Raw genomic sequence first — 14,522 nt, 5'->3', positions numbered from 1 at the left:
CAGGCGAAACGCCAATGTGGCGTCCCTCCCGTCCCGGCCCTGACCGGCAGCCGAAAGAATTATTCGGAGGCGGCGAGGATGCGGGAGACGGCCTCGGCGCGGCCGAGGGCGAAGAGCACGGCGTCGATCGGCGGCGACTGGGTCGAGCCGGTGAGGGCCGCGCGCAGCGGCTGGGCGACGGCGCCGAGCTTGATCTCCTTCACCTCGGCATAGTCGCGCAGCCATTTGTCAAGATCGGCGCGCTCCCAGGGCGCGTCGGTCAGGAAGATGGCCAGGTCCTTCAGGCGTTCCTTGGCCTCGGGCGTCAGCTGCGCCGCGGCCTTGGGCTCGAAGGCCAGGGGCAGGGTGGCGACGGCGAAGCCGGCCATGTCGGCGGCCTCGTTCAGGGTGCGGGCGCGCGGCATGATGTCGGGCATCAGCAGGCGGACACGCTCCGCCTCCTCGGTGCCGAAGCTGATGGAGGGGCGTTTGGCCATGATCTCCAGCACGCGGCGGGCCAGCACATCCGGGTCCATCTGGCGCAGATACTGGGCGTTCAGATGGGTGAGCTTGGCGTAGTCCATGCGGCTGGCGGCGCGGCCGACATCCTTGAGGTCGAAGAGCTCGATGGCGCGCTCGCGCGGGACGAATTCCTCGTCGCCATGGCCCCAGCCCAGCCGCAGCAGGTAGTTGCAGACGGCTTCGGGAAGAAAACCCTGGTCGCGGAATTCCAGCGCGCCGACGGCGCCGTGGCGCTTCGACAGCTTGGCGCCGTCGGCGCCATGGATCAGCGGGATATGCGCGAAATGCGGCCGCCGCCAGCCCATCGCGTCATAGACCATCACCTGGCGGAAGGTGTTGGTCAGGTGGTCATCGCCGCGGATGACATGGGTGATGGCCATGTCATGGTCATCCACCACCACGGCGTGCAGATAGGTCGGCGTGCCGTCGCTGCGCAGGATGATCATGTCGTCCAGCTCGGTGTTCTGCACGCGCACCTCGCCCTGGACGAGGTCGTGGATCACCGTCTCGCCCTCGCGCGGGGCCTTGATGCGGATCACCGGCTTGACGCCCTCCGGCGCCTCGGACGGGTCGCGGTCGCGCCAGCGGCCGTCATAGCGCGGCGGGCGGCCTTCCTTCATCGCCGTCTCGCGCATCTCGGCGAGCTCTTCCGGCGTGCAGTAGCAGCGATAGGCCTTGCCGGCGGCCAGCAGCTCATGCGCCACGGCGGCGTGGCGCGGCTCCTGCGCGGTCTGCATCACCGGCGGCTCGTCCGGCGTCAGCCCCAGCCATTCCAGGCTGTCGAGGATCTGCTGCACCGCCTCGGGCGTCGAGCGCTGGCGGTCGGTGTCCTCGATGCGCAGCAGATACTGGCCGCCATGGTGGCGGGCGAAGAGGAAGTTGAAGAGGGCGGTGCGCGCCCCCCCGATATGCAGATACCCGGTCGGGGAGGGGGCGAAACGGGTGCGTACGGTCATTGCTCGGCCAATTCCTTCGAGCCGGTGCTTCTACCACCACACACCCTCGCTGTAGAGTGCGCGTGTCGGTTGAGAAGCCATGCCCTCAGATCACGCCATCGCCGCGCCGCATGCCACCGCCGCCCCGCGGGCGCGGCCGCGGCGCGGCCTGGCCCTGGCGGGGCGGGGCGTTGCGGCGGGTGTGGCGGCGCGGCTGGAGGCGGAATGGGCCCGGCTGCCGCTGTGGTGGCCGGTGGCGCTCGGACTCGGGCTGCTGCTGTATTTCGCGCTGCCTGTGGAGCCATCCGCCGCCTGGCTGGGGCTGGCGCCGCCGCTGCTGGGCGCCGCCCTCTGGCTCGGCCGGCGCGGCCGGCCGCTGCCGGGGTGGTGGCTGGGGCTGCTGGGCTGCGCCGCCATGGGCTTCGGTTGGGGGGCGTGGCAGGCCGCGCTGCAGCCGCCGCCGCTCGACCTGCCCGCGCGCGCCGTGCTGGTGCGGGGCGAGGTCGCCTCGGTGGAGCAGCTGCCCGGTGCGCTGCGGGTGACGCTGCGCGGCGCCGTCTGGGCGGAGGGCGCGGCGCCGGCGCCGCGGCTGATCCGCCTGCGGCTGCGCGCCGGGGATCCGCTGCGCCCCTGGCCGGGCGAGGTGCTGCGGGTGCGCGCCCTGCTGCGCCCGCCGCCGGCGCCGGCCGCGCCCGGCGCCTGGGATTTCCAGCGCGACGCCTATTTCTCGGGCCTGGGCGGCTCCGGCTTCGCCATCGGTCCGGCCGAGCGGGTCTCGGCCCGGGCGAAGGGCGGCGACGGGCTGGCGGCGGGGCTGCGCGCGCGGCTGGAGCGGCGGGTGATGGACAGCCTCTCGGCCGCCGGTTTCCCGGGGGCCAACGGGGCGATCAGCGCCGCCATGTTCACCGGCAGCCAGGCCGCCATCCCGGCCGAGGCGATGCAGGCCATGCGCGATTCCGGCCTGGCGCATCTGCTCTCCGTCTCCGGCCTGCATGTCTCCATCGTCATGGGGCTGGGCTTCGCGGTGACGCGCTTCCTGCTGGCGCTGTGGCCGGCGCTCGCGCTTCGCCTCGACAGCAAGCGGGTGGCGGCGCCGGTCGGGCTGCTGCTGGGCTTGCTCTATGTGCTGCTGACCGGGCTGCAGGTGCCGATGCTGCGCAGCTTCGGCATGGCGGCGCTGGTGGTGCTGGGCGTGCTGCTGGGGCGGCGGGCGCTGTCGCTGCGGGCGCTGGCCCTGGCGGCGGCCATCGTCATGCTGATGGCGCCGCAGGCGCTGCTCGGCCCCTCCTTCCAGATGAGCTTCGCCGCCGTGCTGGTGCTGATCGCAGGCGCCGAGGCGGTGGCGCCGCGCCTGGCCGCCTGGCGCCGCGCCGCGGCGGCGCGCCATGCGCTGCTGCCCTGCCTGCTCTGGCCGCTGGGCCTGCTGCTGACCTCGCTGCTGGCCGGGCTGGCGACACTGCCCTACGGGCTGCACCATTTCGGCCGGCTGCAGCTCTATGGGCTGGCGGCCAATATGGTGGCGGTGCCGCTGACCTCCTTCCTGGTGATGCCGGCCGGGCTCGCCGCCATGCTGGCCTGGCCGCTGGGGCTGGAGGATTGGCCGCTGTGGATCATGGGCTGGGGGGTGGAGGGGGTGCTGTCCGTGGCGCGCGGCGTCGCCGCCTGGCCGGGGGCGGCGCTGCCGGCGCGGCCGATGCCGGGCTGGGGGCTGGGCCTGCTGAGCCTCGGCCTGGTCTGGCTCTGCCTGTGGCGGCAGCGCTGGCGGCTCTGGGGGGTGCCGCTGATCGCGCTCGGCCTGCTCAGCGGCCTGGCGGTGCGGCCGCCGGACATCCTGGTCTCCTCCGATGCGCGGCTGATCGCCATCCGCACCGGGGCCGGGGTGGCGCTGCAGCGCCAGCCGGGCGGCACCGCCTTCCTGCGCGATTCCTGGCTGCGCGGCTGGGGCGAGGAGACGGGCAGCAGCCTGCCGATCGACCAGCCCGGCCTGCCGGGCCTGTCCTGCGACGCCAGCGCCTGCCGCTTCCAGCCCGATCCGGCGGGGCCGGCGGTGCTGCTGCTGCGCGCGCCGCGCCCGGCGTCGCGCGGCCGGGGCAGGGGGCCCGAGGCGGCCCCGCCCGAGCTGCGCGCCGAGCCGGTCTGCGGCCGGGCGGCGCTGCTGCTCTCGGCCGAGCCGATCCGTGGCCGCTGTGCGGAAAGCCTGGTGCTGGACCGCTTCAGCGTCTGGCGCGACGGCGCCCATGCGGTCTGGCTGCGCCCGGGCGGGGTGGAGATCCTGTCCGACCGCGCCTGGCGCGGCGCGCGGCCCTGGGTGCCGCCGCGCCCGCTGCCGCGCAACCGCGCTGCCCAGGCCAGCGCGGCGGCGGAGCCAGCGCTCAGTATCGGCGCAGCAGACCCACCAGACGACCCTGCACCCTGACCCGGTCGGGGCCGAAGATGCGCGTCTCGTATTGCGGGTTGGCGGCCTCCAGCGCGATGGAATTGCCCTTGCGGCGCAGCCGCTTCAGCGTGACCTCGTTCTCATCCACCAGGGCCACCACGACCGAGCCGTTCTCGGCCGTGTCGTCGCGGCGGATGATGACGGTGTCGCCATCCAGGATGCCCATGCCGATCATCGAATCGCCGGCGACCTCCAGCGCGTAATGATCGCCCTGGCCGAGGAGGGCCATCGGCACCTCGACACTGGCGCCCTGGTCGCGCAGCGCCTCGATCGGCAGGCCGGCGGCGATGCGGCCATAGAGCGGCAGCTGCACCGCCCCGGCCTCCGCCGCCGCATGCGCGACGCCGGGCAGGTTCGGCGCGAAATTGCCGCGGATGACATTCGGGGCGAAGCCGGGCGGCGCGAAGCCCGGCGCGGCCTCGGGGCGCGGCGCCTCGGCGGGGGCGGCCGTCTCGGCGAGGGGGGTGGGGGCGGCGGACTGGGCCAGGCTCTCGGGCAGGCGGATCACCTCCAGCGCGCGGGCGCGATGGGCGCGGCGGCGCAGGAAGCCCCGCTCCTCCAGCGCGGTGATCAGCCGGTGGATGCCGGATTTCGAGCGCAGCTTCAGCGCGTCCTTCATCTCCTCGAAGGAGGGCGAGAAGCCGGTGTCCCGCAGGTGCCGGTCGATGAACGTCAGCAACTCATGTTGCTTGCGGGTCAGCATGGGGGGCGCTCCCTGGCGGCATGGGGCAGCCGCGAACAAAGCGGCAACCAGAGAGATGTTCTACGAAAGTTCTTTCGCGCCGGTCAACTGCGGAATGCCGTATTTTCCGCGACTTGTCCCTGATGCCTGCGACGCTTCAGATGCCCAGCTCCGACAGCAGGATGATCTCGACCGTTTCGCCCGCCGGCAAGGCGGGGGCGTGCGGGGCGCGGCGCAGCAGCGCCTCGGCCCCGGCCAGCACCCGCATCATCGAACTGTCCTGGCGCTGCGCCGCGGTGACCAGCAGCTGGCCTTCTTCGCTGCGGCTGACGAAGGCGCGCATGTAGTCCTCTCGCCCGTCATTCTGCGGCAGGTCGGCGGCGGTGACGGCGCGGCGGAAGGGCGGCGCCGTGTCCGGCAGCCCGCTCAGCCGGGCGATGGCCGGCCACAGGAACAGCACGGCGCAGGTCAGCGCCGAGACCGGATTGCCCGGCAGGCCGAGCAGCGGGGTCTCGCCCAGGCGGCCCCAGATCAGCGGCTTGCCCGGGCGCATGGCGATTTTCCAGAAATCCACCTCGAGCCCCTGCGGGGCCAGGGCCTTCTGCACCAGATCATGCTCGCCCACGCTGGCGCCGCCGGTGGTGACCAGCAGGTCGCAGCCGCGTGCGGCGCGGGCGGCGCCGGCGATGCTCTCCACGCGGTCCTCGGCGATCGGCAGCACCACGGGCTGGCCGCCAAAGGCGCGCACCAGCGCCGCCAGCGCATGCGCGTTGGAGGAGACGATGCCGCCCTGCGGCAGCGGCTCGCCCGGCAGCACGATCTCGTCGCCGGTGGCCAGGATGGCGATGCGCGGGGCGCGGTGCACCGCGAGCCAGGGATGGTTGGCCGCCGCCGCCAGCCCGATATCGCGCGCCGTCAGCCGGCGCCCGGGAGCGAGAAGAATATCGCCGGCGCGGAAATCCAGCCCCTCGGGGCGGATCCAGCGCCCGGCGCGCACGGTTTCCCGCACCGTCACCACGCCCTCGCCGGCGGTCGCATCCTCCTGCAGCAGGATGGCATCCGCCCCCTCGGGCAGCACGGCGCCGGTGAAGATGCGCACCGCCTCGCCAGGGCCGACCCGGCCAGCGAAGGGATGCCCGGCCGGGGCGCTGCCGGTCACCCGGAGTGTCGCGCCCTCCACCCCATCGCCGGCGCGCAGCGCATAGCCATCCATGGCGGAGACGGCGGCGGGGGGCTGGGTCAGCCGCGCCGCCACCGGGGCGGCCAGCACGCGGTTCCAGGCCTCGGGCAGCGACACCGTCTCGGCGCCGGTGGCGGAGAGGGCGGCGAGGATGCGCGCCCTGGCTTCCTCGACCGGCAGCATCAGGCGGCGTCCCAGACGCCGGATTTGCCACCCGATTTATGGGCCAGCCCGATCCCCTCGATGCGCATGCCCCGGTCGATCGCCTTGCACATGTCATAGACGGTGAGCGCCGCGACCGAGACGGCGGTCAGCGCCTCCATCTCCACCCCGGTGGGGCCGGTGGTCTTCACCCGCGCCTCGATGGCGATGGCATTCTCGCCCTCCGGCACCAGGTCGAGCTGCACGGAGGAGAGCGCCAGCGGGTGGCAGAGCGGGATCAGGTCGGACGTTTTCTTGGCGGCCATGATGCCGGCCAGCCGCGCCACGCCCAGCACATCGCCCTTGCCGATGCCGCCCGTACGGATCGCGGCCAGCGTCGCCGGCGCCATCTCCACCCGGCCGCGCGCGATGGCGAGCCGGGCGGTGGCCGGCTTGGCCGAGACATCGACCATCACGGCACGGCCCTCGGCATCGAAATGCGTCAGCCCGCCGGGGCCCAGGGGCTGCCCGGCGGGCTGCTCGCCGCTGTCGCCGCTCACCCGGCCTGCACCATGGCACGGGCGGCGCCGGTGACGTCGGGCTGGCGCAGCAGATGCTCGCCCACCAGGATGCAGCGGGCGCCGGCATCGGCCATGCGGCGCACATCCGCCGGGTTGCGCAGCCCGCTCTCGGCCACCGGGATGCGGTCGGCCGGGATCAGCGGCACCAGCTCCTCGGCGGTCGCCAGGTCGGTCTTCAGGCTGCGCAGATTGCGGTTGTTCACCCCGATCAGCCGCGTGTGCAGGCCGAGCGCGCGGTCCAGCTCGCGCCGGTCATGCACCTCGGCCAGCACCGACATGTCGAGGCTGCGGGCGATCTCCTCCAGCTCCCGCGCCTGGGCGTCGGACAGCGCCGCCAGGATCAGCAGGATGCAGTCGGCGCCCATGGCGCGCGCCTCGAACACCTGGAAGGGGTCGATCATGAAATCCTTGCGCAGCACCGGCAGGGCGCAGGCGCTGCGGGCGGTCACCAGATCGGCCGGGCTGCCCTGGAAATAGGGCGCGTCCGTCAGCACCGAGAGGCAGGCGGCGCCGGCGGCCTCATAGGCGCGGGCCAGCTCCGCCGGCTCGAACGGGTCGCGGATCAGCCCGCCCGAGGGCGAGGCCTTCTTGATCTCGGCGATCAGCCCGATCCGCCCCTCGGCCACCGCCGAGCAGAGCGCGCCGGTGAAGTCGCGCGGCTTGTCGAGGTCGCGGGCGCGCTTCTCCATCTCGGCCAGCGGAGTGAGGGCGGCGCGCTCGCGCACCTCCACCTCCTTCTCGGCCAGGATGCGCAGCAGGGTGTCCGGCAGGGTGTCAGCGTTCATCGGTCTTCTCGGCGCGGGGGCGCGGCAGGCGGAGCGGGGCGAGGCGGGAGGCGGGCCGGGCCATCAGCCCGGCGCGGCCCCGGCAGGAGGCGGGGTGGCGGGGGCGGTGGCACGGCGGAGCTTCTGCAGCACGCCGAAGGCCGCGCCCTCGTCGATCGAGCGTGTGGCGCGTGCGGCGGCCTCGCGCAGATCGGTCGTTTCGCCGGCGACGACAAGGGCCGCCGCCGCGTTCAGCACCACGCAGTCGCGATAGGCGCCATGCGCGCCCTGCAGCAGCGCCTCCAGCGCCGCCGCATTCTCGGCCGGGTCGCCGCCGCGCAGCGCCTCCAGCGGCGCCTCGGCCAGGCCGGCATCGGCCGGCGTCACGGTGAATTCGCGGATCACCCCGCCCTTCAGCTCGACCACCTGGCTGGGGCCGGAGAGTGTCAGCTCGTCCAGCCCGTCGCCATGCACCAGCCAGGCATGCTCGCTGCCGGTGCGGGCCAGGGTCTCGGCCATCGGGCGCAGCCATTGCGGGGCGAAGGCGCCGGTCATCTGCCGCTTCACCCGCGCCGGGCTGGTCAGCGGCCCCAGCAGGTTGAAGATGGTGCGGGTGCCGAGCTCGACGCGCGGCCCGGCGGCGTGGCGCAGCGCAGCGTGGTGGCGGGGGGCGGCCAGGAACACCATGCCGGCCTCGCGCAGCACCCGCTCCAGCTCGGCGAAGGGCAGCTCGATATTGATGCCGAGCGCGGTCAGCGCGTCCGAGGCGCCGGATTTCGACGACAGCGCGCGGTTGCCATGCTTGGCCACCGGCACGCCGCAGCCGGCGACCACGAAGGCCGCGGCGGTGGAGATGTTCAGCGTGCCGGCGCCGTCGCCGCCGGTGCCGACCAGGTCGATGGCGTTCTCCGGCGCCTCGATCGCGGTCATGCGGGCGCGCATGGCGCGCACCGCGCCGGTCATCTCCGGCACCGTCTCGCCGCGCACGCGCATCGCCATCAGCATGCCGGCGATCTGGGCGGGTGTCGCCTCGCCGCTCATGATCACGCCGAAGGCGTGCTCCGCCTCGCTCTCCGCCAGGCGCTCGCCGGCCGCCAGTCGGGCCAGCACGGGTTTCAGGGACATCAGGGCATCATCCGGGCAGGGTCGCACACGGCGCAGGAAAGGGGGCGCAGGAAGGCAGAGGTCCGGCGGGGTGCGGCGCCGCTCCGCCCCGCCCCTGGAAGCCGCCACGCCACCAGCGCCAGCTCGTCGCGCGGGCGGGGCGGCAGGGCAGGGGCGGGGCAGGGGGTGGGAGGCTCGGGATCATGCTGGCGCGATCCTTCGCCCGCGCCGTCCGCGCGGTCAAGCACGGGCTCGGGACCGCAGGACCAAATCGGCACCGGCGCGGCCGCGCCGCGTGGCGGCCGGGCATGAAAAAGGCCGCGCGGCCCTGCCGCGCGGCCCTGGTCCTGGCCCCGGAAGGGCGGGCGCTCAGTTCGCCGGGCGAAGCTGGCGCAGGGCCTCCTCATTGTAGCGGACCTCGGCGCCGCGCCGCAGCGCGTCCAGATACTGCGCCTCCAGATCGGCCAGCATCGCCTGCTCCACCGTGCCGCGCACGCGGCCCAGCGCCAGCGGGTCGGAGGCCGGGTCGAAGGGCACCACCTGCATCACCTGGGCCACGACGAAGGCGTCGCGCGTCTCGGCCATGGTCGCCTCGTTCGGGGCGGCGGCGAAGATCGCCTGCACCACCTCGCCCGGCAGGCCCGGAAGCTGCGCGTCGCGCGCCAGCGGGCCGACGCGCTGGGCGGAGAGCCCCGCCTCCTGCGCCGCCTCGGCCAGGCTCTTGCCGCCGCGGGCGGCGGCAAGCAGCGCGGCCGCCCGCTCCTCCTGCGCGCGGCGGCGCGCATCGGCCAGATAGGCGGCGCGGACCTGCGGCTCCACGCTCTCGAAGGGGCGGAGCGCGGCCGGGATCACCTCCTGCAGCTCGAAGGCGAAGAGCGCGGTCTGCCCGGCCTCGGCCAGGCGCGGCATCTGCCCCTGCTCGGCGGCGAAGACGGCGCGCAGCGCGATGTCGCGCGCCTGGCCGGAGAGCGGCAGCGTGGCCTGGCCGCCCTCCTGGCTGCGGCCGGCGGCATCCACCACCGCCTGGGTCAGGCTGAGGCCGAAGCGCGGCGCCACCTCGGCCAGGCTGCCGCCGGCGGCCAGCGCATCCTCCACCTGGTTGGCGCGCTCATAGGCCAGGTCGGCGGCGCGCTCGCGCTTCACCTGCGCCTCCACCTCGGCGCGCACCGCCTCGAAGCCGCGATCCTCGCCGGCGGCGATGGCGGTGACATGCGCCACATGCCAGCCGAAGGGGCTCTGCACCGGCTCGCTCACCCCGCCCTGCGGCAGGGCGAAGGCGGCCTCGGCCAGCTCCGGCAGCGGCAGGCCGGCGCGGTCGCTCTCGCCGAGCTCGGTCGCCTGGCCGCCGGCGGCCTCGGCCGCCTGGGTGATGGCGGCGAAATCGGCGCCCTCGCGCCACTGGCGGGCCAGCGCCTCGGCCTTCTCCCGGTCCGGCAGCAGGGCCTGCTGCAGGCTGCGGCGCTCGGGCCGCTCATAATGGTCGCGATGCGCCTCGTAGGCCGCGCGCAGCTCCTCCTCGGTGGCCTGCACGTCGCCCATCACCGTCTCCGGCGACAGCACCGCCAGGGTGATGCGGCGGTATTCGGGGGCGGAGAAGCGGTCGGCATTGTTCTCGTGGAAGCGGCGCAGCTGCGCCTCCTCCGGCGCCGCCGGCTCGGGGGCCGCCGAGAAGGGCAGGCGCACCAGCTCGGCCACGCGCTGCTCGCGCTCCCAGGCCAGCAGCGGGCGGGTCAGCGCATCCGGCCCGGCGGCGCCGGAGCGCACCGCGCCCACCATCTGCTGCCGCTCCAGATCGGCGCGCAGCAGGTTGAGGAACTCGCCCTCGCTGAGCTGGTTGTTGCGCAGGAAGGAATCGAAGGCGATGCGGTTGAACCGCCCATCCGGTCCCTGGAAGGCCGGAATGCCCCAGACATACTCGCGCACCGCATTCTCCGGCACGGCGAGGCCGAGATGCCGCGCCTCCTGCCGCTGAACGCGCTCCATCACCAACCCCTCGACGGCCTGGCGGGTCAGCGCCTCGCTCATCGCGGGTGTGATGTCGAAGCTGCCGCCGAGCTGGCGCTGCACGCGCGCCGTCTCGCGCCGGGCGGCCGCCTGGGCCTCCGGCACTTCGATGGCGTCGCGGCCCACCCGGGCGACGGCGTTGTCGCTGCCGAACTGGCGGACGATGTCCTCGATGCCCCAGACGGCGAAGGAGAGCACCAGCAGCACGAAGAGGATTTTGGCGAACCAGGTGCCGGCGAGCCGGCGGAGCGCAGTGAGCATGGTATTCCGCGACAGTGAAGGCGGGCGGGACCATAGGGAAAACCCGCCCCGTTGCCAAACATCCCGGCCGCCTGTAGCGCGTTTGCCCCAGGACGAGAGACCCAAGAGGAGCCGAGCATGACCCCTGGTGTGCGCCCGCTGATCGCCGGCAACTGGAAGATGAACGGGACCCTGGCCGAGGCCATCGACCTGGCCCGCGCCGTCGCCGCCGGCGAGGCGCCCGGTGTGGACCTGCTGGTCTGCCCGCCCTTTCCCCACCTTGTCCCCGTGGCCGGCACCCTGCTGAAGAGCGAGGTGGCGCTCGGCGCCCAGGATTGCCACGCCGCCGCCTCCGGCGCCCATACCGGCGATGTGGCCGCGCCGATGCTGGCCGATCTCGGCGCCCGCTACGTCATCCTGGGGCATTCCGAGCGCCGCGCCGACCATGGCGAGAGCGACGCCATCGTGCGCGCCAAGGCCGAGGCGGCGCTGGCCGCCAAGCTGGTGCCGGTGGTCTGCGTCGGTGAGAGCGAGGCCCAGCGCCTAGCCGGCGAGGCCGAGGCGGTGGTCGCCACCCAGCTGGCCGGCAGCCTGCCGGACGGTTTCGCCGCCGCCGGCGGCGTGGTGGCCTATGAGCCGGTCTGGGCCATCGGCACCGGCCGCACGCCGACCGAAGCCGACATCGCCGCCATGCATGCCCGCATCCGCGCCGAGCTGCAGCGCGCCTTCGGCGAGGCGGGCAGCAAGCTGCGCATCCTCTATGGCGGCTCGCTGAAGCCGGGCAATGCCAAGGCGATCCTGGCCCTGCCGCATGTCGATGGCGGGCTGATCGGCGGGGCGAGCCTGAAGTCGTCGGATTTCCTGGCGATCGCGACGGCGTACTGAGCGTCGAGGAAGGACAGGCCAGGGGGCTGAATTCCCCTTTTTTCAGGCTGCCGCCGCCTTGTGACGGGGCGGGACGCTGCACTCCGCCGAAGCGCGCCTTTTCGTCCCGCCTCGATACCGCTCTGCGTTGTCGTGTTCAGCGCCGGCCCCGTCAGGGCCGCTGACAGAAAAAAGAAGGGGGTTCGGGGGAATTCATTCCCCCGACCTTTTCCTTCTCTTTTCTCAGCGCGACACTCCCCGCCATGAGCACCGACCAGACCGCGCGGGTTCTCGCCGCGCTCGATTCCGCCCGGGCCGAGACCGAGGCCAGCCTGATCGAATGGCTGCGCATTCCGAGTGTCAGCGCCCAGCCCGCCCATGCCCCGGATTGCCGCCGTGCCGCCGAATGGCTGCTGCGGGAGCTGGAGGCGATCGGCTTCAGCGGCCGGCTGCGGGAGACGCCGGGCCATCCGGTGGTGATCGCCCACCATCCTGGCACCGGCGCCGCGCCGGGGGCGAAGCCGGTGCTGATCTACGGCCATTACGACGTGCAGCCGCCGGAGCCGCTGGAGCTCTGGTCCAGCCCGCCCTTCGAGCCGGTGGTCTCCGAGGGTCCGCGCGGCCCGCGGCTGGTCGCCCGCGGCGCGGTGGACGACAAGGGCCAGGTGATGACCTGGCTGGCCGCTTTGCGCGCCTGGCACAAGGTGGCGGGCGGCCCGCCGCTGCCGGTCACCGTGCTGGTGGAGGGCGAGGAGGAGATCGGCAGCATCCATCTCGACGCCGTGCTGGAGGAGGAGAAGCCAGCGCTGGCGGCCGGTTTCGCGCTGATCAGCGACACCAACATGTGGGCGCCCGGCGTGCCGGGGCTGACCGTCAGCCTGCGCGGCCTGGCCTATGTGCAGATCGATCTGCGCCAGGGCGACCGCGACCTGCATTCCGGCCTGTTCGGCGGCTCGGCCGGCAATGTGCTGAACCTGCTGACCCGCATCCTGGGCGAGCTGAAGGACGATCAGGGCCGCATCCAGATCCCCGGCTTCTATGACGGCGTCGCCGAACCCAGCGCCGAGCAGCGCGCCGCCTGGGATGCGCTCGGCTTCGACGAGGCCGCCTTCCTCGGCGCGCAGGGGCTGTCGGTGCCGGGCGGCGAGGCCGGGCGCAGCGCGCCGGAACGCCTCTGGGCCCGCCCGACCGCCGACATCAACGGCATCTGGGGCGGCTATATGGGCGAGGGGTCCAAGACCGTCATCGCGTGCGAGGGCCATGCCAAGCTCTCCTGCCGCCTGGTGCCGGGGCAGGATCCGGCGAAGATCGTCGAGGGCATCCGCAGCTTCGTGCAATCCCGCCTGCCGGCGGATGCGCAGTTCAGCCTGCAGGTGTTCGGGCTGGCGCCGGGTGTCGCCATCCCCACCGATTCGCCGGCGGTGACGGCGGCGCGCGCCGCGCTGGAAGAAGAGTTCGGCCGCAAGGCGGTGCTGTCGGGCGGCGGCGGCTCGATCCCGGTGGTGTCCAGCCTGAAGAGCATCCTCGGCCTCGACAGCCTGCTGATGGGCTTCGGCCTGGATGACGACCAGGTGCACAGCCCGAACGAGAAGTTCGAACTGGCCTGCCTGCATAGCGGCAGCCGCAGCCATGCCCGGCTGCTGGGGCGGCTGGCTCAGTCACAGTAGAAAAGGCCCGGGGCGCTGCCCCGGGACCCCGCTGGGGAGGCCCTGGGGAGGTAACATCCTCCCCAGACCCCGCCTTCTGTTCAGCGGCCGAGCGTGGCGCGGATGGCCGCGAGCGTCTCCTCGATCATCGGCGCCGAGACGTCGAGATGCGTGCAGGCGCGGATGCGGCCGCCCAGCATCGAAAGCTGGATGCCCTGCAGGCGCAGCGCATCGACCAGCTCCGCCGCGCTGCGGCCGGCGCCGGAGACATCGAAGAACACCAGATTGGTGTCGGGCTCCTCGACCGCCACGCCCTCGATCTGGCGCAGCCCGCGCGCCAGGGTGCGGGCATTGGCGTGGTCCTCGGCCAGGCGGTCGACATGGTGGTCGAGCGCGTGGATGCAGGCGGCGGCGCAGATGCCGGCCTGGCGCATCGAGCCGCCAAGGCGCTGCTTCCAGCGCCAGGCCTGGCCGATGAACGCCTCCGACCCCGCCAGCACGGCGCCCAGCGGCGCGCCCAGCCCCTTGGTGAAATCCAGCCAGACGCTGTCGAAGCCGGCCACCATCTCGGCCGCCGGGATGCCGCTGGCGACCACGGCGTTCATCAGCCGCGCGCCATCCATATGGGTGGACCAGCCCTGTTCGCGGGCGATCGCCACCACTTCGTCGAGCTGCGCCTGCGGCCAGACCGCGCCGCCGCCGATATTGGCGGTCTGCTCGACCTCCAGCAGGCGCTGTGGGGGCGCGTAGCGGTGCTTCTCGCGGATGGCGGCGCGCAGCGTCGCCGCGTCGAACATGCCGCGCGGCCCGCGCAGCGGGTTGATCTGCACCCCCGCCAGCGCCGCATGTGTGCCGCCCTCGCTGTGCAGGATATGGGCGCTTTCATGCGCCAGCACCTCATCGCCGGGGCGGCAATGCGTCAGGATGGCGATGACGTTGCACATGGTGCCCGAGGGCAGGAACATCGCCGCCTGCTTGCCCAGCAGCGATGCCATGCGATCGCACAGCGCATGCACGGTCGGGTCGTCGCCATGCTGCTCATCGCCCAGCTCGGCCACCATCATCGCCTGCTTCATGGCGGGCGTCGGCCGGGTCTGGGTGTCGGAATAGAGGTTGATGCGGACCGGCGGGGCGCCGGCGGGGGGGCGGGCAGGGGCGTGCACCATGCGGCGGGCCTTTCACGGCTGTGCGGGCGGGGTGCGACTCACTCGTTCATGTCGCGGATGCCGGCCCGCAGGCTGCGGTAGAGCCGCCACAGCGTCCAGAGGGCGACCAGCACCAGGAGACCCCAGAGCAGCGCGGCCGGCACGGATTGCAGCCAGGCGGGGCCGGAGGGGCGCGCGACCAGCGCGGCGCCGAGGAGAAGCAGCAGGAGGAATCGCAGGATCATCGCCGCGCAGCATGGCAGGCGGCGCCGCCCGCGTCAGCAGGGCGGCGGCCGCG

The 14,522-nt window shown here is 73.6% G+C and carries 12 protein-coding genes; 3 read left to right on the top strand and 9 right to left on the bottom strand.

Annotated features, from left to right (window positions below; translation table 11 throughout):
• Nucleotides 1-59: 59 nt before the first annotated feature.
• A complete protein-coding gene (gene gltX / locus QE401_RS09160) occupies nucleotides 60-1,457 on the bottom strand; it encodes a glutamate--tRNA ligase (RefSeq protein WP_307137910.1) in 1,398 nt (465 codons plus the stop codon).
• A 79-nt stretch (nucleotides 1,458-1,536) separates the two neighbouring features.
• Here gltX and QE401_RS09155 point away from each other — a divergent pair, with 79 nt between their 5' ends.
• Nucleotides 1,537-3,852 (top strand): ComEC/Rec2 family competence protein, encoded by a 2,316-nt coding sequence (locus QE401_RS09155; RefSeq protein WP_307137909.1) that lies wholly within the window; start codon nucleotides 1,537-1,539, stop codon nucleotides 3,850-3,852.
• On the opposite strand, the gene lexA is transcribed toward QE401_RS09155, so the two are convergent.
• From lexA to QE401_RS09125, 6 genes are all read right to left on the bottom strand, one after another.
• Nucleotides 3,809-4,576 (bottom strand): transcriptional repressor LexA, encoded by a 768-nt coding sequence (lexA, locus tag QE401_RS09150; protein WP_307137908.1) that lies wholly within the window; start codon nucleotides 4,574-4,576, stop codon nucleotides 3,809-3,811. The genes QE401_RS09155 and lexA overlap by 44 nt on opposite strands.
• A 136-nt stretch (nucleotides 4,577-4,712) precedes the next feature.
• Nucleotides 4,713-5,918, bottom strand: a complete 1,206-nt coding sequence (locus QE401_RS09145; RefSeq protein ID WP_307137907.1) for a molybdopterin molybdotransferase MoeA — start codon at nucleotides 5,916-5,918, stop codon at nucleotides 4,713-4,715.
• A complete protein-coding gene (moaC, locus tag QE401_RS09140) occupies nucleotides 5,918-6,349 on the bottom strand; it encodes a cyclic pyranopterin monophosphate synthase MoaC (RefSeq protein ID WP_373461474.1) in 432 nt (143 codons plus the stop codon). The genes QE401_RS09145 and moaC overlap by 1 nt, the downstream gene beginning before the upstream one ends.
• An 83-nt stretch (nucleotides 6,350-6,432) precedes the next feature.
• Nucleotides 6,433-7,242 carry an indole-3-glycerol phosphate synthase TrpC gene (gene trpC / locus QE401_RS09135; RefSeq protein WP_307137905.1) on the bottom strand — a complete coding sequence of 270 codons (810 nt, stop codon included), beginning with the start codon at nucleotides 7,240-7,242 and terminating at the stop codon, nucleotides 6,433-6,435.
• A 63-nt stretch (nucleotides 7,243-7,305) separates the two neighbouring features.
• On the bottom strand, nucleotides 7,306-8,346 hold the full coding sequence (gene trpD, locus QE401_RS09130; protein WP_307137904.1) for an anthranilate phosphoribosyltransferase: 1,041 nt from the start codon (nucleotides 8,344-8,346) through the stop codon (nucleotides 7,306-7,308).
• 348 nt (nucleotides 8,347-8,694) lie between these two features.
• Nucleotides 8,695-10,590, bottom strand: coding sequence for a peptidylprolyl isomerase (locus QE401_RS09125; protein WP_307137903.1), 1,896 nt, complete (start codon nucleotides 10,588-10,590; stop codon nucleotides 8,695-8,697).
• 129 nt (nucleotides 10,591-10,719) lie between these two features.
• Between QE401_RS09125 and tpiA the strand changes: the two genes are divergently transcribed.
• Both tpiA and QE401_RS09115 read left to right on the top strand, forming a co-directional pair.
• Complete coding sequence (tpiA, locus tag QE401_RS09120) at nucleotides 10,720-11,454, top strand: triose-phosphate isomerase (protein WP_307140210.1); 735 nt, start codon at nucleotides 10,720-10,722, stop codon at nucleotides 11,452-11,454.
• Between the two features lie 242 nt (nucleotides 11,455-11,696).
• Entirely contained in the window at nucleotides 11,697-13,100 is a 1,404-nt protein-coding gene (locus tag QE401_RS09115; protein ID WP_307137902.1) for a dipeptidase, read from the top strand.
• 80 nt (nucleotides 13,101-13,180) lie between these two features.
• Here QE401_RS09115 and QE401_RS09110 read toward each other — a convergent pair whose 3' ends face one another.
• Both QE401_RS09110 and QE401_RS09105 read right to left on the bottom strand, forming a co-directional pair.
• Nucleotides 13,181-14,245: a threonine aldolase family protein gene (locus QE401_RS09110; RefSeq protein WP_307137901.1), complete on the bottom strand. Its 1,065-nt coding sequence runs from the start codon at nucleotides 14,243-14,245 to the stop codon at nucleotides 13,181-13,183.
• 38 nt (nucleotides 14,246-14,283) lie between these two features.
• On the bottom strand, nucleotides 14,284-14,469 hold the full coding sequence (locus QE401_RS09105; protein ID WP_307137900.1) for a hypothetical protein: 186 nt from the start codon (nucleotides 14,467-14,469) through the stop codon (nucleotides 14,284-14,286).
• Nucleotides 14,470-14,522: the final 53 nt, after the last annotated feature.

Source organism: Pseudoroseomonas cervicalis (assembly GCF_030818485.1).
In the GTDB taxonomy this organism is placed as follows: domain Bacteria; phylum Pseudomonadota; class Alphaproteobacteria; order Acetobacterales; family Acetobacteraceae; genus Pseudoroseomonas; species Pseudoroseomonas cervicalis_A.
This window is presented reverse-complemented; position numbering and strand designations above follow the sequence as displayed.